General features: G+C 61.7%; 21 protein-coding genes. 11 read left to right on the top strand and 10 right to left on the bottom strand.

The window, feature by feature from the left end; all coding sequences use genetic code 11:
* Positions 1-4: 4 nt before the first annotated feature.
* From ACST81_RS22040 to lptC, 8 genes are all read right to left on the bottom strand, one after another.
* Positions 5-1240, bottom strand: coding sequence for a D-arabinono-1,4-lactone oxidase (locus ACST81_RS22040; RefSeq protein WP_438750586.1), 1236 nt, complete (start codon positions 1238-1240; stop codon positions 5-7).
* 28 nt (positions 1241-1268) lie between these two features.
* A complete protein-coding gene (locus ACST81_RS22035) occupies positions 1269-2036 on the bottom strand; it encodes an SDR family NAD(P)-dependent oxidoreductase (protein ID WP_438750584.1) in 768 nt (255 codons plus the stop codon).
* 172 nt (positions 2037-2208) lie between these two features.
* A complete protein-coding gene (gene ptsN / locus ACST81_RS22030) occupies positions 2209-2673 on the bottom strand; it encodes a PTS IIA-like nitrogen regulatory protein PtsN (RefSeq protein WP_438750582.1) in 465 nt (154 codons plus the stop codon).
* Positions 2674-2792: 119 nt separating this feature from the next.
* The gene (hpf, locus tag ACST81_RS22025) at positions 2793-3368 is read right to left on the bottom strand and encodes a ribosome hibernation-promoting factor, HPF/YfiA family (protein ID WP_438750580.1); all 576 of its coding nucleotides are present in this window, start codon (positions 3366-3368) and stop codon (positions 2793-2795) included.
* Between the two features lie 285 nt (positions 3369-3653).
* The gene (gene rpoN / locus ACST81_RS22020; protein WP_438750579.1) at positions 3654-5228 is read right to left on the bottom strand and encodes an RNA polymerase factor sigma-54; all 1575 of its coding nucleotides are present in this window, start codon (positions 5226-5228) and stop codon (positions 3654-3656) included.
* A gap of 316 nt (positions 5229-5544) precedes the next feature.
* Positions 5545-6354 (bottom strand): LPS export ABC transporter ATP-binding protein, encoded by an 810-nt coding sequence (gene lptB, locus ACST81_RS22015; RefSeq protein ID WP_438750578.1) that lies wholly within the window; start codon positions 6352-6354, stop codon positions 5545-5547.
* 13 nt (positions 6355-6367) lie between these two features.
* Entirely contained in the window at positions 6368-6928 is a 561-nt protein-coding gene (locus ACST81_RS22010) for an LptA/OstA family protein (protein WP_438750576.1), read from the bottom strand.
* Positions 6929-6945: 17 nt separating this feature from the next.
* A complete protein-coding gene (lptC, locus tag ACST81_RS22005; RefSeq protein ID WP_438750575.1) occupies positions 6946-7614 on the bottom strand; it encodes an LPS export ABC transporter periplasmic protein LptC in 669 nt (222 codons plus the stop codon).
* Positions 7615-7857: 243 nt separating this feature from the next.
* Here lptC and sppA point away from each other — a divergent pair, with 243 nt between their 5' ends.
* The 3 genes from sppA to ACST81_RS21990 all read left to right on the top strand — a co-directional run bounded on the left by sppA (position 7858) and on the right by ACST81_RS21990 (position 9649).
* Entirely contained in the window at positions 7858-8811 is a 954-nt protein-coding gene (gene sppA / locus ACST81_RS22000; protein ID WP_438750574.1) for a signal peptide peptidase SppA, read from the top strand.
* Positions 8812-8945: 134 nt separating this feature from the next.
* Positions 8946-9248, top strand: a complete 303-nt coding sequence (locus ACST81_RS21995; protein WP_062582825.1) for an integration host factor subunit beta — start codon at positions 8946-8948, stop codon at positions 9246-9248.
* Between the two features lie 62 nt (positions 9249-9310).
* Positions 9311-9649: a DUF1049 domain-containing protein gene (locus ACST81_RS21990; RefSeq protein WP_438753759.1), complete on the top strand. Its 339-nt coding sequence runs from the start codon at positions 9311-9313 to the stop codon at positions 9647-9649.
* A 6-nt stretch (positions 9650-9655) separates the two neighbouring features.
* On the opposite strand, the gene ACST81_RS21985 is transcribed toward ACST81_RS21990, so the two are convergent.
* Positions 9656-10111 carry a CoxG family protein gene (locus ACST81_RS21985; RefSeq protein ID WP_438750573.1) on the bottom strand — a complete coding sequence of 152 codons (456 nt, stop codon included), beginning with the start codon at positions 10109-10111 and terminating at the stop codon, positions 9656-9658.
* 118 nt (positions 10112-10229) lie between these two features.
* Between ACST81_RS21985 and ACST81_RS21980 the strand changes: the two genes are divergently transcribed.
* The 5 genes from ACST81_RS21980 to ACST81_RS21960 all read left to right on the top strand — a co-directional run bounded on the left by ACST81_RS21980 (position 10230) and on the right by ACST81_RS21960 (position 16055).
* Entirely contained in the window at positions 10230-11378 is a 1149-nt protein-coding gene (locus tag ACST81_RS21980) for a class I SAM-dependent methyltransferase (RefSeq protein WP_438750572.1), read from the top strand.
* On the top strand, positions 11375-12235 hold the full coding sequence (locus ACST81_RS21975; protein WP_438750571.1) for a TrmH family RNA methyltransferase: 861 nt from the start codon (positions 11375-11377) through the stop codon (positions 12233-12235). The genes ACST81_RS21980 and ACST81_RS21975 overlap by 4 nt, the downstream gene beginning before the upstream one ends.
* Positions 12232-12723, top strand: coding sequence for a signal peptidase II (gene lspA / locus ACST81_RS21970; RefSeq protein WP_438750569.1), 492 nt, complete (start codon positions 12232-12234; stop codon positions 12721-12723). Before ACST81_RS21975 ends, lspA begins: the two co-directional genes overlap by 4 nt.
* A 57-nt stretch (positions 12724-12780) precedes the next feature.
* Positions 12781-15084 carry an ATP-binding protein gene (locus tag ACST81_RS21965; RefSeq protein WP_438750568.1) on the top strand — a complete coding sequence of 768 codons (2304 nt, stop codon included), beginning with the start codon at positions 12781-12783 and terminating at the stop codon, positions 15082-15084.
* 92 nt (positions 15085-15176) lie between these two features.
* The gene (locus ACST81_RS21960) at positions 15177-16055 is read left to right on the top strand and encodes a GNAT family N-acetyltransferase (protein ID WP_438750567.1); all 879 of its coding nucleotides are present in this window, start codon (positions 15177-15179) and stop codon (positions 16053-16055) included.
* Positions 16056-16289: 234 nt separating this feature from the next.
* Here ACST81_RS21960 and ACST81_RS21955 read toward each other — a convergent pair whose 3' ends face one another.
* Positions 16290-18566, bottom strand: coding sequence for an NADP-dependent malic enzyme (locus tag ACST81_RS21955; RefSeq protein WP_438750565.1), 2277 nt, complete (start codon positions 18564-18566; stop codon positions 16290-16292).
* Positions 18567-18668: 102 nt separating this feature from the next.
* Here ACST81_RS21955 and mutS point away from each other — a divergent pair, with 102 nt between their 5' ends.
* The 3 genes from mutS to murJ all read left to right on the top strand — a co-directional run bounded on the left by mutS (position 18669) and on the right by murJ (position 26030).
* The gene (mutS, locus tag ACST81_RS21950; RefSeq protein WP_438750564.1) at positions 18669-21422 is read left to right on the top strand and encodes a DNA mismatch repair protein MutS; all 2754 of its coding nucleotides are present in this window, start codon (positions 18669-18671) and stop codon (positions 21420-21422) included.
* A 175-nt stretch (positions 21423-21597) separates the two neighbouring features.
* Positions 21598-24444: a [protein-PII] uridylyltransferase gene (locus ACST81_RS21945; protein ID WP_438750563.1), complete on the top strand. Its 2847-nt coding sequence runs from the start codon at positions 21598-21600 to the stop codon at positions 24442-24444.
* Complete coding sequence (gene murJ / locus ACST81_RS21940) at positions 24441-26030, top strand: murein biosynthesis integral membrane protein MurJ (RefSeq protein ID WP_438750562.1); 1590 nt, start codon at positions 24441-24443, stop codon at positions 26028-26030. Before ACST81_RS21945 ends, murJ begins: the two co-directional genes overlap by 4 nt.
* Positions 26031-26034: the final 4 nt, after the last annotated feature.

Genomic DNA, 26034 nt, shown 5'->3' with positions numbered 1-26034 from the left:
GATATCAGCCAAACAACTGCTTCAGATGATCGTTCAGGAACCGGCCTTCCGGATCGAGCCTGTCGCGCAGGGCCTTGAAGTCGCCGGCGCGGGGGTAGAGCGCATCGACATCCTCGGCGCCCATGAAATGCAGTTTGCCCCAATGCGGACGTGAGCCGAACTGGCGCAGGATGTCGTCGACGTCTTTGAGATAATTCCAGTAATCCGTGCCCGGTTGGCCGGAAACCGAGAGCGTGATCGAATCCTGCTCGAAGAACGGGCTGATCCAGCCACCATCGCCGGCGGTGAAGCGGTATTCGATCGGATAGATGCAGGTCGGGTGCTTCTCCAGCATCAGCTTCCTGACTTCCGTGCAGGCCTGCTTGCCGTATTGGACCGGCACGGCATATTCCAGTTCGTGGAAGTTCGGCACATATTCGATCGGGTAGATTTCCGAGGAATAGGCGATCTTCTCGAAACCCTGCTCCATCGGCGCCGTGTCGGTGAAGTCGATCGTCTTCATTTCGCAGACATCCGACAGGCTGGTCGTGGTCGAGACCGAGGATGTGTCCGGCAGGCAGTAGCAATGGCGGCTTTCCGGCACCGGGCACCAGAAGAAGCCGAAATGCCGGTTATTGGCGGCGAGGTCGTCGTGTTGCTCCATGCATTCGTCGAAGGTGCAGCGCCACAGCTTCTCATGCAGATTGTAGCTGTCCATCACCTGCAGGGTGATTTCGGAGATGACGCCGAGCATGCCGATCGAGACGCGGGCGGCGTTGAGCATGTCCGGCTCGCTGTCGTCGATGGCCAGGATGCTGCCATCCGGCTGCACCAGTCGCATGCCGACAATCTGGGAGGCCATGTTGCCGAGCTTTAGGCCCGTACCGTGGGTGCCGGTGGTGAGCGCGCCGGCCAGCGCCTGGCTGTCGATATCACCCTGGTTGATCATCGATAGCCCGCTGCGCTTCAGCGCCTTGCCGAGCGTGTTGATCGTCGTGCCGGCATGGACGGAGACCCGCTTGCGCGCCGTGTCGATATTCGTGATGCCCTGCAGGCCTGAAAGGGTGAGATGCAGGCCGCTGGTCAGCGCCACTGGCGTGAACGAATGACCGGAACCGGCGCAGCGCACGTTGAGACCGTTCGATGTCGCCTCCCGCACCATTTCCGCCAGCGCCGCCTCGCTCGTCGGCGCGCCTCTGTGCCGCACGATGCACGATTGATTACCGACCCAGTTCCGCCAATGACCGCCTGCTTGCATCATGCTCTTCCCTCACTCTTTCGGTTTTCGCTCACACCGCCGTAAAGCAATTGTCGACAAACAGATGCGTGCCGTTGACGAAGCTCGACTCGTCGCTGGCAAGGAACAGCGCGGCCTGCGCCACTTCCATCGGCTCGCACATCCGGCCTTGGCTGGCAGCAATAGCGGCGTCGGAGACGTCGACGCCGTATTTCGTCAGGCCTACAAGCTCGCGTTTACCGTGATCGGTGGCGATGAAGCCGGGGCAGACGGCGTTTGAGCGGATGCCGCGATCGCGGAACTCGACGGCGATGGCGCGGGCGAACATGTGGCAGGCGCCCTTGGTCGTGTCGTAGAGCACCTCCATCGGTGTTGCCGCAACGGCGGAGATCGAGGACGTCGAGACGATGCTGCCGCCGCCGGCGGCCAGCATGCCGGGCAGAACGGCCTTGGTCATCAGGAACATCGAGCGGACATTGACGGCCATCAGCCGGTCCCACTCGTCCTCTTCCGTTTCGAGGAAGGGACCGACCGCCAGGATGCCGGCATGGTTGAAGAGAACGCGGATCGGCCCGAAAGCATCCTCGACCGCCTTGACGGCGCTCTTGACCTCGGCGGACACCGAGACGTCGGCCGGGGCGAAGATCGCCTCGCCGCCCTCGGCGCGGATCGCGGCGGCAACCTCTTCCCCCTTGCTGCGCGGCAGATCGACAATGCCGACACGCGCGCCCTCCCGGGCGAACAATTGCGAGGCGGCAAGGCCGCACCCGCCGGCACCGCCGCTGATCAATGCAGTCTTTCCAGCCAAACGTCCTGCCATGCCCGTCCCCTTCGTGTGTTGCAAGGGAGTATTGTCGAGCCGCGCAGCCGTGTCGATATGTCGTCAGGCCGGGTTCGACAATTTTTGGGTGGCGCCGAACACTTCGATCCGAAACGCAAAAAAACGCGACCTCACGGCCGCGCTCTCACGAAATCAGTAATGTCACACGGGGTCAGGCCGCGTTGGAGGCCTGGTCGTCGCTGAGGAAGGCGTAGATGGCCGTGGCCGAGTCGGTCGCGCGCAGGCGGGCGACCATGTCCTGATCGCGCAGCACCCGGGCGATGCGCGACAGTGCCTTCAGATGATCGGCGCCGGCGCCTTCCGGGGCGAGCAGCAGGAAGACGAGATCGACGGGCTGGTCATCCAGCGCCTCGAAATCGACTGGCGATTCCAGGCGCGCGAAAATCCCGACGATCGACGACAGGTGCGAAAGCTTGCCATGCGGGATGGCGATGCCGTTGCCGACACCGGTGGAACCCAGGCGCTCACGCTGAAGGATGACGTCGAAAATTTCCCGTTCGGGCAGTCCGGTGATCTTGGATGCTTTCGCGGCCAATTCCTGAAGCAATTGCTTCTTCGAGTTGGCCTTCATGGCCGGGAGTATCGCATTCTGCTGCAGCAAGCCTGCCAATGCCATTCTTTTGTCCTCGTTCGCCGGCTGGAATTGCGGGCGCGCCCTCATCGGCTGCGCCCGCATCCACCACCAGAAGAAGCGGCAGGCCGGACGGCGACATGCCGCTATCCGGTCTGATCCACTCAGCCCTTGATATTGGCTGCATCAATCCAGCCAATGTTTCCATCGTTGCGTCGATAGACGATATTCAACTGCTCGTTTCCTGGGCTGCGGAACATGAGGACGGGATCATCCGTCATATCGAGCGCCATCACGGCGTTCGCGACGGACATCGTCCTCAACTGTTTTGAACTTTCCGCGACGATCGTCGGTGCATAATTGTCCGGAAGATCATCGTCTTCATCGGGCACTGAATCCATCACGGTGTAGGCAACTTCAGCAAATCCAGCATGGCCATTGCCATTGTGGTGGTCCTTGAGCTTCCGCTTGTAACGGCGGATGCGCTTGGCGATCCGTTCCGACGCTGCGTCAAACGCGGCTTGCGGGTCGTTCGCTTCTCCACTTGCCTGCAAGGCAGCACCGGAATCGAGGTGTATCTTGCAGTCTGCGTTGAACCGAGATCCAGACTTTTCCACAGTGACCTGGCTTGAATATCCTCCGTCAAAATATTTGGTTACGGCCTGTTCGATCTGGTCTTCGATCCGCAGACGAAACGTTTCGCCGATTTCCATATGTTTACCGGATACACGCACACTCATGGAGTTTCCTCTCTTTTCGTGATTTGCGTAGCCAGTCTATTCCAACCGCTTCCGTCATCCAAGCACTTCACGCACGCAAAAGAAATTTGCGTCATGCCGGCCAGGATTTGAAGGGATATGCTTGAGGCAGGCTCCATGCCATTGCCTATTGGGGCGGCCTCATACCCCCGGTTGCCCGAAAAGTCAACAGGATGGTTGAGAAGCCGGGGTTTGCGGCCGTTTGGTCTGTTGAAAGCCTGTATAGCGGGGATAACCTCCGGTCGTGCAGGCTGGGGCAGCCGCGGATCAGGCCGAGACCTTCGCAAGCGCCCGCTTCTCCCGGCGGCGCTGCACCGAGGAAGGGATGTTCATCGCCTCGCGATATTTCGCAACCGTCCGGCGGGCGATGTCGACGCCGCCCTTTTTCAGGATGTCGACGATGTCGTCGTCCGACAGGACCGCATCCGGGCTTTCCACGACGATCATGTTGCGGATGCGATGGCGAACGGATTCCGCCGAATGTCCGTCGCCGCCCTCGGCCGAGCCGATCGAGACCGTGAAGAAATATTTCAGCTCGAACAGACCGCGCGGCGTCAGCATGTATTTGTTCGAGGTGACGCGGCTGACGGTCGATTCATGCATCTTGATGGCGTCGGCGACCGTCTTGAGATTGAGGGGCCGGAGATGATCGACGCCGCTCACCAGGAATGCGTCCTGCTGGCGCACAATCTCGGTTGCCACCTTCATGATCGTCCTAGCGCGCTGGTCAAGGCTGCGGGTCAGCCAGTTGGCCGTCTGCAGGCAGTCCGTCAGGAAGGCATGGTCGGCGCTGTTCTTCGGCGCATGCTTCGAGATCGTGGCGTAATAGGTCTGGTTGACCAATACACGCGGCAGCGTCTCGGGATTGAGCTCGATCGCCCAGCTGCCGTCCGGCGCTGCGCGCACGACGACATCCGGAACGATCGCTTCGGATGGGCTCGCTTCAAAACCGGTGCCTGGCTTCGGGTCCAGCTTGCGGATTTCCGCCAGCATGTCGATCAGGTCTTCCTCGTCAACGCCGCAAATGCGTTTCAGGCTGGCAAAGTCGCGCCGGGCGAGAAGATCGAGGTTTTCGAGTAGTGCCGCCATGGCCGGGTCGAGCCGGTCGCGTGTCCTGAGCTGGATAGCGAGGCATTCGCTGAGTGAGCGGGCAAAGACACCCGGCGGATCCAGCTGTTGGAGGCTGCCGAGCACCCGCGCCACGTCCGTTGCCGCGCATCCGAGCCGCTCGGCCATTTCGCCGAGATCGGCATACAGATAACCGGCCTCGTCGATCTGGTCGATCAGGTGCTGGGCGATCAGGAGATCCGCCGCGCCATGCACGCTGAAAGGAACCTGCTGGTTGAGAAAATCGCGCAGCGTCAAGCGGTTGGCGACGAAATCGTCGAGGTCGTAACCTTCGCTGCTTTCGCCCTCGCCGCCGCCCGGCATGGATTTCCACTGGCTGAGCAGTTCCGGCGCATCGGCGCGCTGCGGTGTCGTGTCGTCGGGAAAGACGTTTTCGAAGTTGGAGTCGAGCTGTTCGCTCATTCGCTCGCCGGTCGCCGACGTCGTGCTGTCATAGACATCACCCATGGGGTCAAAGCCCGCTGTATCGGCATTCTCGCGGTCACTGCGCTCGTCCGGCGTGATATGAAGCTCGTCCTTGCCGTGCCGGTCCGTGAGAGTGGGGGTGTCGTCGCCGGCGGCAAACTCGAGAAGTGGGTTTTTCTCGACTTCCAGCTCGATGAATTGGTTCAATTCAAAATGCGTCATCTGCAGCAGCTGGATGGATTGCATCAGCTGCGGGGTCATCGTCAGAGACTGGCTCTGGCGCAGGAAGAGGCTGGCTGACAGTGCCATTCGGACGCGAAACTCCCCTCGATTTTCCGAGCCGGCCTTTGTCTTTTCGGGTTGAAAGCGCCAGCTCGTCAACTGGCCCAAAAATTGCTTATTAATGAGGTTTGGTCAAGCGTCGCCTAGAAATAAGATGAATTTTGCGGCAGCTGGCATTTTTTAAGCAATTCGCGCTCCAAGCCCGAACTGAGTTGTTTGGGCCGTCTTCGCTCCATGTCTTCGATTTTCACGGAAGCGCTGAGGCCAGCAACAAGAGGCGTGTTTTAAAAGCGGCGGATTGCCACCGCCGCGTTTCTCTATCCTGCTACAACGGAGATATGCCTCAAAGGCTGAAATTATCTCCGAGATAAAGGCGTCGGACATCGGGATTGGTAACGATGTCGTTGGCGCGTCCATGCGTCAGGACTTCCCCGGCATGGATAATGTAGGCGCGGTCGATCAGGCCCAGCGTTTCGCGGACATTGTGGTCGGTGATCAGGACGCCGATGCCACGCGAAGTCAGATGCCGCACCAGCGCCTGGATGTCGGCGACAGAGATCGGGTCGACGCCAGCAAAGGGTTCGTCGAGCAACATGAAGGTCGGATCGGTTGCCAGTGCGCGGGCAATTTCCAGCCGTCGGCGCTCGCCACCGGAAAGGGCGACGGCCGGCGACTTGCGCAGATGCGAGATGTTGAACTCGCCCAAGAGTTCGTTGAGCTTGCTCTCGCGCCGATCGCGGTTCTTGTCGTGAACCTCGAGCACGGCGCGGATGTTCTCCTCGACGGTCAGGCCACGGAAAATCGAGGCTTCCTGCGGCAGGTAGCCGACACCGAGGCGCGCGCGCCGATACATCGGCATCGTCGTCACGTCGTTGCCGTTGATCTCGATCGAACCTTCATCGACCGGCACGAGGCCGGTGATCATGTAGAAGCAGGTCGTCTTGCCGGCGCCGTTGGGACCGAGCAGCCCGACGGCCTCGCCCCGGCGCACGACCAGCGACACGCCACCGACAACGCGGCGGCCACGATAGGACTTGGTCAATCCGCGCGCGATCAGCGTGCCTTCGTAGCGCGCCTTGTCGATGATACGGGATGTGCCGGCCGCATCAGGCTTGCCGCCCCGCTTGCGTTTGTGAAGGAAAGGAATGTTCACGTCGGAGTCTGCATCAGTTCGTCTTCTGGGACTTCGGGTCGAGCTGAATCTGGACGCGTCCGCCGCAAGCTTCCAGTTGTGCTTCGCCCGTATTCATCTGGACGTTGAGCTGGCAGCCGGTAAAGACGTTCTTGCCTTCCGACAGCACGACCTGCTTGCCCTTGAGCACCAGCGTCTGCGCCGTCATGTTGAATTCGCCGGTGTCGGCGGTCGCCTGCTGGGTGCCGGACTGGAGGAAGACCTTCTGGCTGACCTCGATGCGATCGATATCGGCATCGCCGCCGGAAATCGCGCCGCCGCCCTTCTTGTAGTAAACCACCATGTTGCCGGCCTGCAGCGTCGTCGTGCCCTGAACGACCTTCACATTGCCGCTGAACAGCGCCTTGCTTTCCGCGTCCTTGATTTCGAGCTTGTCACTCTCGATCTGGATCGGTTCGTCGTTGGACAGTTCAAGACCTTTCATCTTGCTCGTCGTTGCCTGTGCGGAGGCCGAGGAGAGCGGGGCAGTCGCGAAAAGGCTTAAAAGAATGACTGTTCCGGCAAGCCGAAAAGAAAAGGCGGAAATGGCCGACATGTGTGCCCCGGGTTTTTCTAGTTGGTGGTTTTGCGAATGGTCTTGGGGTCAGCAATGACCTTGACCTTACCTTCAAACGTTACAATACGTCCCTTATCCGTCATTCTCAGCGACTGTGCAACAATGGAACCGCCGTTCATGCTGATTGCGATCGGCTTCCTGGTTTCCATTTCGCCGGCATTGATATCGAGATAGGCCGCCTGGAAGTCGGCGACGAGGCCGTTGTTCATGGTGATGCTGAACGGTGCATTCATGTTCAGCGTGTTGCCGCCCCGGTCATAAATGCCGCTGGCGGCCTCGACGGTGGCGATCAGCGTGTCGTTGACCGGCATTTCCGCATGGATCGTTTCCAGCGTGATGATATCGGGATTGGAAATGTCCTGCAGCGCGCGCTGCGCCTTCATCGAATAGCTGATATCCTGCTTGTTGCGTCCGGAAATGGCCGGATTCTGCATGACGATCTTGCCGTTTTCGATCGTCGCGTTCTCGATCTGCAGGTTTTCCGGCAGGAAGGCGCGCACGACCGAAACGGCCACGAAGACGGCGCCGATCAGAAAAGCCAACAGCGGCAGGATGACTTTCAGTCGCCGGACGCGCGCGGAATGGCGGGACGCATCGGCATAGGCATCGACCAGAACGGCACCCGAATGGGGCACGGCGTCGGCAAATTGCACGTCATTGAGCATAAAATAAACCTGTCATTCAAATTCATCACGGAGCCGGTCGTGGTGCGGACGCGGCTACGCCTCGCCGGTCAGGCGATTTGAGTGATTACGAATATGGAGATTTTTTTGTCCTCCTACAATGGACGCTCGAAATTTGTTCAAACCGGGTTACAACGTGGCACGTCGCCGCTATGTGCATTCGGCGTTCTTGCAGACGGTGATTTGCGCCGCGGCCGGCCGGCTCGTGGATAGGGAGAAAAGATCATGGACCAGCTTGGCATCGCCGACCGGAGGCAGCTTCGGCGGAAACTCGGCTTCTGGCGGCTCGTCTCCATCGCGCTTGTCCTGTGCGTAGGCCTTGCTGTCTACTCCTATTCCGGAGCGGGGCAGGGGACGGTACGCCCGCACATCGCGCGGGTGACGATTTCCGGCATAATCCAGGACGACCGGGAACTACTGGAACGGCTGGATCGCATTGCCGAGGCCGATTCCGCCAAGGCGCTGATCGTCACCATCTCGTCGCCCGGTGGCACGACCTATGGCGGCGAAGTGCTGTTCAAGGCGATCCGAAAGGTCGCGGAGAAAAAGCCGGTTGTCTCCGACGTGCGCACGCTGGCAGCCTCCGCCGGTTATATGATTGCGCTCGCCGGTGACCGGATCGTGGCGGGCGATACCTCCATCACCGGCTCGATCGGCGTCATCTTCCAGTACCCGCAGGTCAAGGACCTGATGGACAAGGTCGGCGTTTCGCTGGAGGAGATCAAGTCGGCGCCGCTGAAGGCCGAGCCATCACCCTTCCATCCGCCGAGCGATGAAGCAAAGGCGGTCATTCAGGCCATGATCGACGACAGCTTCAACTGGTTCGTCGACCTCGTCGCCGACCGCCGCAAGATGCCGCGCGCCGAGGCCCTGGCGCTGGCCGACGGACGCATTTTCACCGGTCGCCAGGCGCTGAAGCTGAAACTGGTCGATGACCTCGGTGGAGATGATCAGATTCGTACCTTCCTCGAAGACCGCAAGGTCGCAAAGTCGCTCGATATCATCGATTGGGAAGCGCCGCGCACGTCGCTGCCGTTCGGCATCGGCTCGGCTGCCGCCGCATGGGTCAAATCCTTGGGATATGAAGCTTTTCCGTATCTTGGCAGCCTCGAAAAATTGGGCAGCGAGAAGTTGTTTCTTGACGGTCTGGTTTCCGTTTGGCAGGTTGGCAGCGATTGAGAAAGCCGGCCGGGATCGCCTTGTGATTTTTTCCAGGGTCGAAACGGGCGCGGCGTCGTCCCGACAGGTGGACATGTCCACCCGATGGGCGTAACGCTTTAAGAACAAATATAAATTCACGAGAGGGGGCGATAGTGATCAAGTCAGAATTGGTGCAGATTGTTGCGGCTCGCAATCCGCATCTCTATCACCGTGATGTCGAAAATATCGTCAATGCGGTTCTCGATGAGATCACGGATGCCCTGGCCGCCGGAAACCGGGTCGAATTGCGTGGTTTCGGGGCCTTTTCGGTAAAGAACCGGCCCTCACGCTCCGGTCGCAATCCGCGCACCGGCGACAGCGTGTTCGTCGAGGAAAAATGGGTTCCCTTCTTCAAGACCGGCAAGGAATTGCGCGAGCGCCTCAATCCCGGCGCTGACGATGAAGACGATGAATGAGCCGTGCCTGAACCGTCTGGTGCCCGAAGGCGCCGGACAGGTGGAATGACGGAGACGCAATGATGATGAAGAAGATTGTGAATATCGTGGTGCTGGTTCCGATTGCGATCATCCTGATCGTCCTGTCGGTCGCCAACCGGCAGACCGTCACGCTGGCGCTCAATCCGTTCAATCCGGCCGACAGCGTGCTCTCGGCATCGGCACCCTTCTTCGTTTTCCTGTTTTTGGCCGTCATCTTCGGCCTGATCGTCGGTTCGCTCGCCACCTGGTTCGGCCAGGGCAAATACCGCAAGCGCGCCCGCAACGAGGCCCATGAGGCCGTCAAATGGCATGCGGAAGCCGAAAAGCATCGCACCCGCGCCGAAACCATGGCGGCGCAGACCCTGCTTCCTTCCAAGTAAGATTGTTCAGCCGGCGGCGGAGCGCTCGGTGACGACAGCGCTGAAATCGGCGAAGAATTGTTGCGCCAGCTTCTTCGCGCTCGATCCGACCAGCCGGGAGCCCAACTGCGCCAGCTTGCCGCCGATCTCGGCCTTGGCCTCGTAGGCAAGAATTGTCTCGTCGCCGTCTTCCGTCAGCACGACATCCGCGCCGCCCTTGGCAAAACCCGCGATACCACCCTTGCCTTCGCCTGAAATGGTGTAGCTCTCCGGCGCATTGATGTTCGACAGGGTGACATTGCCCGAGAAGGATGCGGAAACCGGACCGATCTTGATCTTGACGCTGGCGGTGAGCTCGGTCGGCGACGTCATCTCCAGCGACTGACAGCCGGGAATGCATTGCCGGAGAATATCCGGGTCGTTCAGGGCCGCCCACACGACATCACGAGGGGCCGCGATGCGTTCTTCGCCGTTCATATCCATGATGATCCTCCCTGATCACACCGTTTCCAATGTATCGCAGATCGGAAACAGCTTTGCCAAGAGAAAGAGCGGTGCTATTTGCAGCCTTCAAACACACGAAAATGACGGACGAAACGGCGTGAAAGACAAAGATCGACGGCCCAAGGGCAAAGCCGGACCGGCCACGTCATCCCGTGGCGTGCAGGGCCGCGCCGTTCAACCGGCAAGGACGCGGTCGCCACAGGGCGCCCCGCAGGCCAGCCGTGGCGGTGAGGGGCGTGCGCCCATCAAGGCTGCTCCCGTGAAGGTCGTGGCCGAGAAGGCGATCGCGGATGCCGGCCCACCGCGCGCCGAAGTCCGCATCCGCACCGGCGCCAAGCCGGACGAACGGGTGCCGATCATTCTGGAAACCAAGGGCGCGCGCGATTATCACCTGATCGACAGCGGCGATGGCCTGAAGCTCGAGCAATATGGGCCTTACCGGATCGTTCGCCCGGAAGCGCAGGCGCTCTGGCCGAAGACGCTGCCGTCGCATGTCTGGGAGAATGCGGATTCGATCTTCACCGGCGACACCGACGAGGACGGCATGGGCCGCTGGCGCTTTCCGCGTCAGGCGCTGGGCGAGACCTGGCCCATGCAGATACTCGATGCGGAATTCTACGGCCGTTTCACCGCCTTCCGCCATGTCGGGGTTTTCCCCGAGCAGCTGGCTCATTGGAGCTGGATGAAGGAACAGATCGAGACGGCAGGCCGTCCGCTGAAGGTCCTGAACCTGTTCGGCTATACCGGCGTCGCCTCGCTGATCGCCGCGAAAGCTGGCGCCGAGGTCACGCATGTCGATGCCTCGAAGAAGGCGATCGGCTGGGCGCGGGAAAACCAGGCACTCGGCCGCGCCGAACACCTGCCGATCCGCTGGATCTGCGAGGATGCGATGAAATTCATCCAGCGCGAGGAACGCCGCGGCAGCCGCTACGACATCATCCTCACCGACCCGCCGAAATTCGGGCGCGGCCCCAATGGTGAGGTCTGGCAGCTGTTCGACCATCTTGCCCTGATGTTGGACATCTGCCGCGAAATCCTGTCGCCGGAGGCCAGGGGCCTGGTGCTGACGGCCTATTCCATCCGTGCCAGCTTCTACTCGATCCACGAGCTGATGCGCGAAACCATGCGCGGGCGCGGCGGCGCGGTCGAATCCGGCGAACTTATCCTGCGCGAAGGCGGCCTCGACGGCAACGAGCCGGGCCGCGCGCTTTCCACTTCTCTCTTCAGCCGCTGGGTGCCGAAATGAGCGACGACTACAGGGATAACGGCCCCCGCCGTGTGGGCCAAGTGAAGGAAGTCACCAGCCTTTCCAATCCGATCATCAAGGACATCAAGGCGCTGTCGAACAAGAAGGAGCGTGACGAAAGCCGCACCTTCATCGCCGAAGGCCTGAAGCTGGTCATCGATGCGCTCGAACTGGGCTGGACGATCAAGACGCTGGTCTACGCCAAGGCCGCCAAGGGCAAACCGCAGGTCGAGCAGGTTGCGTTGAAGACAGTCGCCACCGGCGGCCTTGTGCTTGAAGTCAGCGAAAAGGTGCTGTCGAGCATCACCCGCCGCGACAATCCGCAGATGGTCGTCGGCGTGTTCGAGCAGCGCTACGGCAATCTGCGCGACATCAAGCCGGCTGTCGGCGAAACCTATGTGGCGCTCGACCGGGTCCGTGATCCCGGAAACCTCGGCACGATCATCCGCACCGCCGATGCCTCCGGCGCATCCGGTGTCATTCTGGTCGGCGAAACCACCGATCCTTTCTCGCTCGAAACCGTGCGGGCCACGATGGGTTCCGTCTTCGCCATGCCGGTAATCCGGGCCAGCGTCGCCGAATTCATCAAGTGGCAGAAGGCGGCCGACGTTCAGGTTGTCGCCACGCATCTGGCTGGTGCTGTCGATTACCGCACCATCGATTACCGCAAGAAGCCGGTCGTGCTTCTGATGGGTAATGAACAGGCCGGCCTGCCTGACGAACTGGCGAAGGAAGCGACCGCGCTTGCCCGCATCCCGCAGCAGGGCCGGGCGGATTCGCTCAATCTGGCAATCGCCACCGGCATCATGCTGTTCGAGGTGCGCCGCCATCTGCTGACACTGGACGACAGGGCATGACCGAAAAGCCGGTACTGTTTTCGCGGCCTGTGCCCATTGCCGTGTTCATCATCCTTGCCATCCTCCTGGATCAGGCGATCAAGGTCGCCGTCGAACTGTGGCTGCCGATGGAGCAGGCGGTATCGGTCATGCCGATGCTGGCGCTGTACCGCACCTATAATTACGGCGTCGCCTTTTCCATGCTGTCGGGCATGGAGGGCTGGTTCATCGTCAGCATGCGCCTCGTCGTCGTCGCCTTCGTGCTGTGGCTCTGGCGCCGCACGCCGAAGGATCGCTTTTTCGCGCATCTCGGCTATGCGATGATCATCGCCGGCGCGCTTGGCAATCTCATCGACCGGCTGATCTTCGGCTATGTCATCGACTATATCCTGTTCCACACCGCGACATGGTCATTCGCGGTCTTCAATCTCGCCGACAGTTTCATCACGGTCGGCGCCGGTTGCATCATCCTGGACGAGCTCCTGCAGATGAAAAAGCGGGATCGCTAAAATTTTACGGACCGGCTGAAGTCATTCAAAACCCTTGCCGTGCTAGGGGCTTGCGGTATGAGCGACCTGTCAACCCTTCGAGAACGGATTGCATCCGAGTTCAACGCGCCCAAGCGCACGCTGAGCCATCGGTCCATGTCCGATACCCCCGGGGATGACGATCCGCATTCGCTGAAGCCGGAAGACGGCTTCAATGGAATGAAAGAGCGCTATCCGGCCTTGAAGCCGGCTCTGGCTGGAGCAGGGCTTCTCTGCTCGGCGGCGATCCTCGGAGCCGGCATCGATGCCGGCTTCTACCTCCTGTCCGGCGGTCTTGCCGTGGCCGGGGTTGCCGGTGCGGGCCTGCTTCTTCGGGATTGGTACCGGTCAAACGTCAAGCCTGTCGCTGCTCATGGCCGCGTTCGTGAGGAACGCTTGAGCGACAACCGCTGGGAGCGCAGCGAAACCTCGCAGCTTCTCTCCACCATCCATGACGCGCTCGGCGACATCGCCATCATCCGCGAGCCCGGCGGCAAAATCGTTCAGGCGAATGCCGTCTTCTGCCGCCTGACAGGCTGGCTGAAGCCGGAGGGTATGACCTGTGACGCGCTCGGCATCGAATTCGAGCCGACTGGCGGCACCAATCACTACAAGGTCCGTATCGCCACGGACACGGGTGTGAAAATCTTCGACTGGCATGACGTGATTGCCCGCGAGCCGGCGAGCGGCGCCTTCATGCTGCACAGCATCGCCCGCGACATTACCGAGGAAAGCCGGATTGCTCGCGAAAGCGAGGAGGCGCGCCGCCGGGCCGAGCAGGCAAGCCAGGCGAAGTCACGGCTTCTGGCAACCGTCAGTCACGAAATCCGGACGCCGCTGTCGGGCATTCTCGGCATGAGCCACCTGATCAGCCAGACCCGGCTGACCAGCGAGCAAAAGAACTATCTCGCCGGCATGCGCCAGTCCGGCCACGCGCTGGTTCAACTCGTTGACGATCTTCTGGACTTTTCATCGATCGAGGCCGGACGTTTCCAGTTGCGCCCCGCACAGGAACCGCTGCGCGAAACCATCGAGAGCGTCGTCGAAATGCTGTCGCACCGCGCCCATGAAAAAGGCATTGAGATCGGCGCGACGGTGACGGCGGATGTGCCCGGCCTGATGGATTTCGATGCCGCCCGCCTGCGTCAGGTCCTGTTCAACGTGGTCGGCAATGCGGTGAAATTCACCCATGCGGGCGGCGTGCTCGTCAGCGCCTGCGTCGAGCAGCAGGAGATCGTGCTGCGCATCGAGGATACCGGTCCGGGCATGAATGCGCAGGAGCAGGCGCGTGTGTTCGACGAATTCGAACAGGCCGGCGGCAACGCCCAGCGCACCGGTGGCTCCGGCCTTGGCCTCGCCATCTCCCGGCGCATCATCGAAGAGGGCAATGGTTCGCTGACGGTTTCCAGCATTCCCGGCAAGGGCAGCACGTTCGAAATCCGTTTCCCCGCGCTCGGTTGCGATCTCGCCGCCGCCACCCGCGCCCGGCGCGGGGTGCTTGCTGGTTCGCGCGTTCTCGTCATGGCACCGACCGGTCCGGCATCGAGGGCACTCTCGGCAACGATCCGCACGCTCGGCGGTGAGTGCGAATGCGTCGAGACGCTGGAGGATGCGCAGGCTGCAGCCATTCGCGCCATTTCCACGGCGACGGCGCTCACCGACATCATCGTCGATCACCGCCACGCCGCGCAGTTCCGCCGGCTGCTGGCCCAAATGCCGGCACTTGAACGCCAGAAGCTGCGCAAGACCTATCTGGTCAATCCGGAAGAACGCAACGGCCGCCAGATCAATCAGATGGACGGCTACCATGCCTGGCTGATCCGTCCACTGCGGGAAAAGTCGCTGGTCGAGGTTCTGCGGGGCCGCATGAAGGGAATGGAAGTGCGTGACGCAATCAACGACAACCGGCCGATGCTGCGCGAGGTTCCGGCCCAGCGCGAAAAGCCGCAGCAAGGCGGTGTACTCTTGGCCGAGGACGATCCGATCAATGCCCTGATGGTGCGCTCCGTCCTGGAGAAAGCCGGTCATTCGGTGCGCGTCGTCGGCGATTTCGAAGCACTTGCCGTCGCTCTGTTCGACGCGCCGCCGGCCCTCCGGATCGCGCCTGAACTGATCGTCAGCGATCTCAACATGCCGGGCGGCGATGGGTTTTCCATGCTGAAACGTCTACGCGAAGACGAACGGCAGGCGGGAGCCATGCCCGTCCCTGTCATCGTCCTCACCTCCGATACCCAGGTCGATACTCGGCTGCGCCTGCTGTCGGCTGGCGCCAGCGCCGTTCTGGCGAAGCCGGCCGATCCGAAAGCGCTGACGGCGGAGATCGATCGGTTGCTCGAACGTTAATCTGGTGGTTTTCTTGTAGCCCCAATGTCACTATCCTGTCGCAGAAACATGGTTTAAGCCGCGACAGGATCAAGCGACTAGGATGACGCGCGATGACAATCGAACCTTTGGATCTGGTCGTGGTGGCTGAGCGGCCGCAGGCCCGCGTCCGGAGCGTCAGTGCCCCGACGCATGACATACTCGGCCGTATCGGCAACCTGGAGACGCGCCTTGCCCGGACCGCGTCCGAGATAGATGCTGCGCAGGCTGTCCGTTACAAGGTCTTCGTAGAGGAGATGAAGGCGCAGATTCCACAGGATGCCGAACGCCGCAAGCGCGACGCCGATGCCTGGGATCTCGTTTGCGACCATCTTCTGGTGCTCGACACGTCGATCGAGGGAGACGCGGAAGACCAGATCGTCGGCACCTATCGCCTGCTGCGCCAGGACGTTGCCGTGCGCACCGGCGGGTTCTATTCGGCCTCCGAATTTTCGGTCGGCTCGCTGCTGGAGCATCATCCTGACAAGACATTCATGGAGCTTGGCCGCTCCTGCGTGCTGCCTCAGTACCGCACCAAGCGCACGGTCGAACTTCTGTGGCAGGGCAACTGGGCCTATGCTCTGAAATACGGCGTCGATGCCATGTTCGGCTGCGGCTCCTTCCCCGGCGTCATTCCGGAAGAGCATGCGCTGGCACTCTCCTTCCTGCATCACAATATGGTCGTTCGCGATGAGTGGGATGTCTCGGCCCGTCCGGAACTGTTCCGCACCATGGACCTGATGCCGTCCGAAGCGATCAACATGCGCAAGGCGCTCGCCGCCCTGCCGCCGCTGATCAAGGGCTACATGCGCCTCGGCGCCATGGTCGGCAAGGGTGCGGTCGTCGATCACGCCTTCCGCACGACCGACGTCCTCATCGTTCTGCCGATCACCAATATTTCCGGCCGTTATCTCAACTACTACGGTGCCGATGCCGGCCGGTTTGCAAGCTGATCGTTAAAAAGTGTTATTTCGCACCGCAAAATAATTTGACGCATTGCAGCATTTTGTTTATAGTATAGTTGTGAATAGGAATTTCTTGATCAGTTATGTATATTGCGTCGCAAGTATTATATCCTCGTAGTTTTGATAAAGATCGACATTTCGCATGAAAACGCCCGCTCCGGTCATCCAGGGCGGGCTTTTTCGTCCGACGTCTTTACGGTTTTACATGGTTGCCATGTAGATTTACATGCCGGCATTGTGTGCGGCCAGCGCCGCCATGTTGACGATGTCCGAATCCTTGGCCGACATCGAGACGATCTGCACGGATTTATCGAGGCCGACCAGAAGCGGGCCGATGACCGTCGAGCCGCCGAGTTCCTGCAGCATCTTCGTCGAGATCGAGGCCGAATGGAACGCCGGCATGACGAGGACGTTGGCGGTGCCCGACAGGCGGCAGAACGGATACTGCTCCATCACTTTCGGATTGAGAGCGACATCGGCCGCCATTTCGCCGTCATATTCGAAATCGACGCGGCGCTTGTCGAGAATGTTGACCGCCTCGCGCACCCGCTCCGACCGTTCGCCGGACGGATGGCCGAAGGTGGAATAGGCCAGCATCGCCACGCGCGGCAGGTAGCCGAGGCGACGGGCAAGGCCGGCCGCTTCCTCGGCGATATCGGCCAGCTCTTCCGAGGTCGGCATGTCGTGAACCGCGGTATCGGCCACCAGCACCGTGCGGCCGCGGCAGAGCGCCAGCGACACGCCGATCACCCGGTGTCCGGGTTTCGCATCGATGCAACGGCGAACATCATCGAGCGCGGTCGAATAGTTGCGGGTAATGCCCGTCACCATGCCGTCCGCGTCACCCATCGCCACCATGCAGGCGGCAAAGTGGTTGCGGTCGTTGTTGATCAGCCGCTGGGCATCGCGGAAGAGATAACCCTGCCGTTGCAGCCGCGCATAAAGGTAGTCGGTATAGGCGCCGGTCCGCTTTGAAATGCGGGCGTTGACCAGCTGGATGCCGGGGCGGTCGAGATCGATACCCTCACGCTCCGCCGTCTCGCGCATCCGGTCCTCGCGGCCGAGCAGAAGCGCCGTCCCCAGTTCCTGGTTGGCATAAGCGACGGCCGAGCGCATCATCTGCACTTCTTCACCCTCGGCAAAGACAATCCGCTTCGGCTGGCGGCGGACGCGCTCATAGATGCGCTGGAGCGTCGAAGCGATGGGGTCACGCCGCGCCGAAAGCTGCCGGCCGTAGGCGGCAAGATCCGGCAACTGCTTGCGCGCGACGCCGCTTTCCATGGCTGCCTTGGCGACGGCGACCGGAATGGCCGAGATCAGGCGTGGATCGAACGGCACCGGAATGATGTATTGTGGCCCGAAACGTGGCCGGTTGCCCTGATAGGCAGCTGCGACGTCATCCGGGACGTCTTCCTTGGCAAGGCTGGCAAGCGCCTGCGCCGCGGCGATCTTCATTTCCTCGTTGATGGTCGTCGCATGAACGTCGAGCGCGCCCCGGAAAATGTAGGGGAAGCCCAGCACGTTGTTGACCTGGTTCGGATAGTCCGACCGCCCGGTCGCCATGATGGCGTCGTCGCGGATGCGGGCGACTTCTTCCGGGGTAATTTCCGGATCGGGATTGGCCATGGCGAAGATGATCGGCCGGTCCGCCATGGAGCGGATCATGTCTTCCGAAAAAGCGCCCTTCTGGGACAGGCCGAAGACCACGTCGGCGCCGTCCATGGCTTCCGCCAGCGTTCTGAGGTCGGTCTTGACCGCATGCGCCGATTTCCATTGGTTCATGCCCTCGGTACGACCCTGGAAGATGACGCCCTTGGTGTCGCAGAGGATGATGTTGGCCGGGTTGAAGCCCATCGACTTGATCAGTTCGATACAGGCGATGGCAGCCGCGCCTGCGCCGTTGCAGACGAGCCTGGTCGTCTTGAAGTCGCGGCCCGTTAGCGTCAGCGCGTTGATCAGGCCAGCGGCGGCGATGATGGCGGTGCCATGCTGGTCGTCATGGAATACCGGGATGTCCATGATCTCGCGCAGCTTCTGCTCGATGATGAAACATTCCGGCGCCTTGATATCCTCGAGATTGATGCCGCCGAAGGATGGGCCGAGGAAGCGCACGCAGTTGATGAACTCATCGACATTTTCGGTATCGACTTCCAGATCGATGGAATCGACGTCGGCGAAGCGCTTGAATAGGACGGACTTGCCTTCCATCACCGGCTTGGAGGCCAGCGCGCCGAGATTGCCGAGGCCGAGAATGGCGGTGCCGTTGGAGATGACGGCCACCATGTTGCCGCGTGTCGTATAATCATAGGCCTTGGCCGGATCGGCGGCGATTGCCTTGACCGGTACGGCGACGCCCGGGGAATAGGCGAGCGACAGGTCGCGTTGCGTCGCCATCGGCTTGGTCGGCGAGATTTCCAGCTTTCCCGGGCGTCCATGCGCGTGGAAATCCAGGGCTTCCTGATCCGTCACGCTGCGACTGGTCTTTTCGTTTCCGGCCATGGGTCCTCCAACCTTTTGTGGGCGACGGCTCTCCTCAGCCGCTTTGTTGTTGTCTTCTATAAACGCGCATGGATAGTGTGGCACCACTTTTCTGGGACCAGCATGACTTTTGTGACCGAGCCGATCATCCGCAACACCGAGGTTCTGACCGCCGTTCAACTGGCGACGGAGGAGAGCCGCGCCACGGCCACGCCGATGATGGAACAGTTCATCGAGATCAAGGCGAACAACCCGGACTCACTGTTGTTCTACCGGATGGGCGACTTCTACGAGCTGTTCTTCCAGGATGCGGTCGAGGCCTCGCGGGCGCTCGGCATCACGCTGACGCGGCGCGGCCAGCATCTCGGCCAGGATATCCCGATGTGCGGCGTGCCGGTCCATGCCGCCGACGATTACCTGCAGAAACTCATCGGTCTCGGCTTCCGGGTCGCCGTCTGCGAACAGGTCGAGGACCCGGCGGAGGCCAAGAAGCGCGGTGGCAAGTCCGTCGTCAAGCGCGATGTCGTCCGGCTGGTGACGCCGGGAACGATCACCGAAGACAAGCTTCTGTCGCCTTCTGAATCCAACTACCTGATGGCACTCGCCCGCATTCGCGGTGGCAGCGAGCCGGCGATCGCGCTGGCCTGGATCGATATTTCCACCGGCGTCTTCCGGCTGGCGGAAACCACCGAGACGCGGCTCCTGTCCGACATCCTGCGCATCGAGCCGCGCGAGCTGATCCTTGCTGATACGGTGTTCCACGATCCGGACATGCGCCCGGTCATCGACGTTCTCGGCCGTGTCGCCGTGCCGCAGCCTGCCGTCCTGTTCGATAGCGCGACGGCTGAAAACCGTGTGACGCGCTATTACGGGGTCAAGACGCTCGATGGTTTCGGCAGCTTTTCGCGGGCGGAACTCGCGGCCGCGTCCGCGGCCATTTCCTATGTCGAGAAGACCCAACTGGCTGAGCGCCCGCCGCTCGGGGCACCGGAGCGCGAAAGTGCCGCCTCGACGCTGTTCATCGACCCCGCCACGCGCACCAATCTCGAACTCGTCAAGACGCAGTCCGGCGATCGCAACGGCACCCTGTTGAAGGCGGTGGATCGGACGGTGACGGGTGGCGGAGCGCGGCTTCTCGCGGAGCGGCTGATGTCGCCGCTGACCAATCCCGAGCGCATCAATGCCCGGCTCGATTCCATCACGGCGCTTGCCGACCAGCCGGCATTCTGCAGTGATATTCGCTCGGCTCTGAAGCATGTGCCCGACATGCCGCGCGCCTTGTCACGCCTCTCGCTCGGCCGTGGCGGCCCGCGCGATCTCGGCAGCATCCTTGCCGGATGTCAGGCGGCGATCGAGGTTGCCGGCCTGCTCGGGCGCGGAAACCTCTCGGAGGAACTCGGCGAAGCGCTTCATGCTGTCCGCGCACTGCCACGCGAGATGATTGAGCAACTGGCCAGCATCCTCGGCGACGACCTGCCGCTCCTGAAGCGCGACGGCGGGTTCCTGCGCGATGGCGCCAGCGCCGAACTCGACGAGATGCGGGCGTTGCGCGACCAGTCGCGCCGCGTCATTGCCGGCCTGCAACTGAACTATGCCGAGGAAACCGGCATCAAGTCGCTGAAGATCAAGTACAACAACGTGCTCGGTTACTTCATCGAGGTGACGCAGGGCAATGCCGGACCGATGACCGACAGCCCGGAGGCAAAAGCCCGCTTCATCCATCGCCAGACCATGGCCAATGCCATGCGTTTCACCACGACGGAACTCTCCGATCTCGAAACCAAGATCGCCAATGCCGCCGACCGGGCGCTGACCATCGAGCTCGAAGCCTTCGACAGGCTGTCGGCCGCTATTGTCGCGGAAGCCGAGGCGATCAAGGCGGCTGCGCTTGCGCTTTCAGTCGTCGATGTCTCGGCCGGTCTTGCGACGCTCGCCGAGGAACAGGCCTATTGCCGGCCGCTGGTCGACCAGTCGAAAATGTTCGCCATCGACGGTGGCCGTCATCCGGTCGTCGAGCAGGCGCTGCGCCGCCAGTCGGGCACGGCCTTCGTCGCCAATGCCTGCGATCTCTCGCCCCATGACGGCGAGGGCGCCAGGGAAGGCGATGGAGCGATCTGGCTTCTCACCGGTCCCAACATGGGCGGTAAATCGACCTTCCTGCGCCAGAACGCGCTGATCGCCATCATGGCGCAGATGGGTTCCTTCGTCCCGGCGACATCAGCCCATATCGGCATCGTCGACCGGCTGTTTTCCCGTGTCGGCGCCTCAGACGACCTGGCGCGTGGGCGCTCGACCTTCATGGTCGAAATGGTCGAGACCGCCGCGATCCTCAACCAGGCGACCGACCGGTCGCTGGTCATCCTCGACGAAATCGGCCGCGGCACCGCCACGTTCGACGGCCTGTCGATCGCCTGGGCCGCCGTCGAGCATCTGCATGAGGGCAATCGTTGCCGTGGCCTGTTCGCCACCCATTTCCATGAGCTGACGGTGCTATCGGAAAAGCTTCTTCGGCTCTCCAACGCCACCATGCGGGTGAAGGAATGGGACGGCGACGTCATCTTCCTGCACGAGGTTGGTCCGGGTGCCGCCGATCGTTCCTACGGCATCCAGGTCGCCCGTCTCGCCGGCCTCCCGGCCTCCGTCGTCGCCCGCGCCAAGGATGTGCTGGCCAAGCTCGAGGACGCCGACCGGAAGAACCCGGCCAGCCAGCTGATCGACGACCTCCCCCTGTTCCAGGTGGCCATCCGCCGTGAGGAACGCGTCAAGGCCGGCCCGTCCAAGGTCGAGGAGGCACTGAAGATCCTCAACCCCGACGACATGACCCCGCGCCAGGCGATGGACGCGCTTTATGCGCTGAAGAAGCAACTGGCGGGTTGACATGTTGGGCGACGCTGCGCGGCTGGCGAACGCCGGCTTCTCGTTTGTGCGCTGCAGAAACCACTTGGCAATTGTTGATCGCTACAGTCTTGTCCATCCTCGGACAAAAGGTTTATAGCGCATGAACAGGAAGCGGCTCGCAGAGCACGCGGGACAGGAAGACGATCGGCATTTGATGGTCAGACACGAAACGTCATTTCCCGATATCCTCAATGTCGATGCGCTGAGGGCCAAGTGCAGTTTCATCGCTTCGGCCCATGCCGAACAGCGCGATCTGATGCGTCAGGCGCTGCTGGCGGCTTTCAAGCAGGCCAATCTCTCAGGCCGCGAAAAAGCCCGTGAACTGCTGATCGAGGATGGCGGCGGGCTGAAATGCGCCCAGCGGATTTCCTGGCTGCAGGACCAGTTGATCACCGTCCTGCATGATTTCGTCCTGAATGAGGTCTTCAATGCCGCGAACGCGCAGCCCTGGACCCGGATCGCCGTCACCGCCGTCGGTGGCTATGGGCGCGGCACGCTGGCGCCGGGGTCCGATATCGACCTTCTCTATATCCTGCCGGTCAAGAAAGCGGTCTGGGCGGAACCCGCCATCGAGTTCATGCTCTATATCCTCTGGGATCTCGGCTTTAAGGTTGGCCATGCGACGCGCACGGTCGAGGAGTGCATCCGGCTGTCGCGCGAAGACATGACGATCCGCACGGCCATTCTCGAAACCCGCTTCATCTGCGGCTCGCGGGAGCTTGCCAACGAGCTCGAAACCCGCTTCGACAACGAGATCGTCAAGAATACCGGCCCCGATTTCATCGCCGCCAAACTCGCCGAACGTGACGAACGCCACCGCAAGGCCGGCGACACGCGTTATCTGGTCGAGCCCAATGTCAAGGAAGGCAAGGGCGGCCTGCGCGACATCCATACGCTGTTCTGGATCGCCAAGTATTATTACCGCGTCAAGGATTCCGCCGACCTGATCAAGCTCGGCGTCCTCTCGCGACAGGAATATACGCTGTTCCAGAAGGCCGACGATTTCCTCTGGGCTGTGCGCTGCCACATGCATTTCCTCACCGGCAAGGCGGAAGAGCGGCTGTCGTTCGACATCCAGCGCGAGATCGCCGAAGCGCTCGGCTATCATGATCACCCCGGCCTGACCGCCGTCGAGCGCTTCATGAAACACTACTTCCTGGTGGCGAAGAATGTCGGCGATCTCACCCGCATCTTCTGCGCGGCGCTGGAGGACCAGCAGGCCAAGCGCCTGCCGGGCATCACCGCCGTCATCAGCCGCTTCACGCACCGCATCCGCAAGATCCCCGGCACGCTGGAATTTGTCGACGATGGCGGGCGCATCGCGCTGGCAAGCCCGGATATCTTCAAGCGCGATTCTGTCAATCTGATCCGCATCTTCCATGTCGCCGATATCAACAAGCTCGAATTCCATCCGGCGGCACTGAAGCAGGTGACGCGGTCGTTGAACCTGATCACGCCTGTCCTGCGCGATAACGAGGAGGCCAACCGTCTCTTCCTCTCGATCCTGACCTCGCGCCGCGATCCCGAACTGATCCTGCGCAGGATGAACGAGGCCGGCGTGCTCGGCCGCTTCATTCCGGAGTTCGGCAAGATCGTCTCGCTGATGCAGTTCAACATGTATCACCACTATACGGTGGACGAGCATCTGCTGCGGGCCGTCGATGTTCTTTCCCGTATTGACCAGGGCAAGGACGAGGAGCTGCATCCGCTGGCCTTCAAGGTGATGCCGACGATCGACGACCGCGCCGCCCTGTTCGTCGCCGTCTTCCTGCACGATGTCGCCAAGGGTCGCCCGGAGGATCATTCCATCGCCGGCGCCAAAGTGGCGCGCAAGCTCTGCCCGCGCTTCGGCCTGACGCCGAAACAGACGGAAACGATCGCTTGGCTGATCGAGGAACACCTGACCATGTCGATGGTCGCGCAGACGCGCGATCTCAACGACCGCAAGACGATCATCGACTTCACTGAAAAAGTGCAGTCGCTCGACCGGCTGAAGATGCTGATGATCCTGACGATCGCCGATATTCGCGCCGTCGGTCCCGGCGTGTGGAACGGCTGGAAGGGCCAGTTGCTGCGCACGCTCTACTACGAGACTGAACTGCTCCTCTCCGGCGGCTTTTCCGAAATGCCGCGCAAGGAGCGCGCCGTCCACGCAGCCGATGTGCTCTTCAACGCGCTCGACGACTGGAGCCAGAAGGACCGCAAGACCTATACCAAGCTGCACTATCAGCCCTATCTGCTTTCGGTACCGCTCGAGGACCAGCTGCGCCATGCGCGCTTCATCCGCGAGGCCGACAAGACGGGCCGGGCGCTGGCGACCATGGTGCGCACGCACCAATTCCATGCGATCACCGAAATCACCGTCCTGTCGCCAGACCATCCGCGTCTTCTGGCCGTCATCGCCGGCGCTTGCGCCGCGGCCGGGGCCAACATCGTCGACGCGCAGATTTTCACAACGTCGGACGGGCGCGCGCTCGACACGATCCTGATCAACCGTGAATTCCCCGTCGATGACGACGAAATGCGCCGCGCGGCCAATATCGGCAAGATGATCGAGAACGTGCTGTCCGGGTCGAAGCGTCTGCCGGAAGTGATCGCCAGCCGCACCAAGCATCGCAAGCGCAACAAGGCGTTCACGGTGCCGCCGGCCGTCATCATCAACAACGGCCTGTCGAACAAGTTTACCGTCATCGAGATCGAATGCCTCGACCGGACGGGTCTGCTGTCTGAAGTGACCGCCGTCCTATCTGATCTCTCGCTCGACATTGCCTCGGCGCATATCACCACCTTCGGCGAGAAAGTCATCGATACATTCTACGTCACCGATCTTGTCGGCCAGAAGATCACCAACGAGGCGCGGCACGGCAATATCATCGCGCGGCTGAAGGCCGTCATGTCGGACGAGGCGGACGAAATGCGTGACCGCATGCCGTCCGGCATGATCGCCCCGCAGAATACCCGGTCGGTGGCCGGCGCAAGGAAGGCCAAGGCGGAACCATGAGCCTCGTTCGGAAATTCATGACGGTCGGCGGCGCCACGCTCGGCAGCCGCATCTTCGGTTTCGCCCGCGAAACACTGATGGCGGCGGCGCTTGGCACTGGCCCGATGGCCGACGTCTTCTATGCCGCCTTCCGCTTTCCGAACCTCTTCCGCCGGCTGTTTGCCGAGGGCGCCTTCAACGCCGCCTTCGTGCCGCTGTTTTCCAAGGAGATCGAGGCGAACGGCGTCGATGGGGCCAAGCGTTTTTCCGAGGAAGTGTTTGGCGTCCTCTTCACCGTCCTGCTTCTGATCACCATTGTCATGGAACTCTCCATGCCGCTTCTGGTGCGGTTCGTCATAGCGCCGGGTTTTGCGGACGATGTCGACAAATCCGCCCTGACGGTGAAGATGGCGATGGTCATGTTCCCCTATCTCATGTGCATGTCGCTGACCGCCATGATGAGCGGCATGCTCAATTCGCTGCACCATTTCTTCGCCGCCGCCGTCGCGCCGATCTTCCTCAATGTCGTTATGATCGGGGCGCTGCTCTACGCGCTCTATAACGGTGCCGATCCGCTGACCACCGCCTGGTATCTGTCCTGGGGCGTGCTGGTCGCCGGTATCCTGCAGTTGGCCGTCGTCTATTTCGGTGTGCTCCATGCCGGCATGAGCATCGGGCTGAAATTCCCGCGTTTCACCCCCAACGTCAAGCGGCTCTTGATCCTCGCCGTACCCGCCGCCATCACGGGCGGCATCACCCAGATCAACCAACTGATCGGCCAGGCCATCGCGTCCGCCCAGGACGGCGCCATCGCGGCCCTGCAATATGCCGACCGGATCTACCAGCTGCCGCTCGGCGTTGTCGGCATCGCCGTCGGCGTCGTGCTCTTGCCGGAGTTGTCGCGTGCCTTGAAAGGCGGAAACCTGCGTGAGGCGGGGAACCTGCAGAACCGCTCGATCGAATTCGTGCTGTTCCTGACCATTCCCGCCGCCTTCGCGCTCTGGATCCTCTCCGACGAGATCATCCGCGTACTCTATGAGCGCGGCGCATTCCATGAGCAGAACACCGCTGTCGTCGGCTCGATCCTGGCAATCTACGGCATCGGCCTGCCGGCCTTCGTGCTGATCAAGGCGCTGCAGCCGGGCTTCTATGCCCGCGAGGATACCAGGACGCCGATGCGCTTTTCGGCCGTTGCCGTTGCCGCCAACTGCGCGCTGGCCATCACCCTGTTTCCCCGTCTCGGCGCGCCCGGCATCGCCATTGCGGAGGCGACGGCCGGCTGGATCAGCACCATTCTTTTGTTCGTGACGCTGTTGCGCCGCGGCCATCTGGTATGGGAATGGTCGCTGTTGCGCCGCGCGGCGTTGCAGGTTGTCTCAGCTGCGTTGATGGGTGGTGTGCTGATCTATCTGCGCGGTATCTTTGCCACCTCGCTCGCAACGGGTTCGCCGCTGTGGACCAAGCTCGGTGCGCTCGCCCTGTTGATTGCCGTCTCGATGGCTGTCTATTTCGCCGTTGCCTTCCTGATCGGCGGCGCCGATCTCGGCATGATCCGGCGCAATATGAAGCGCAAGGCAGCACCACCGCCACCTCCTGTCGATCCTTGAAGCA

This window comes from Pararhizobium sp. O133, assembly GCF_051669845.1.
GTDB lineage: Bacteria > Pseudomonadota > Alphaproteobacteria > Rhizobiales > Rhizobiaceae > Pararhizobium.
This window is presented reverse-complemented; position numbering and strand designations above follow the sequence as displayed.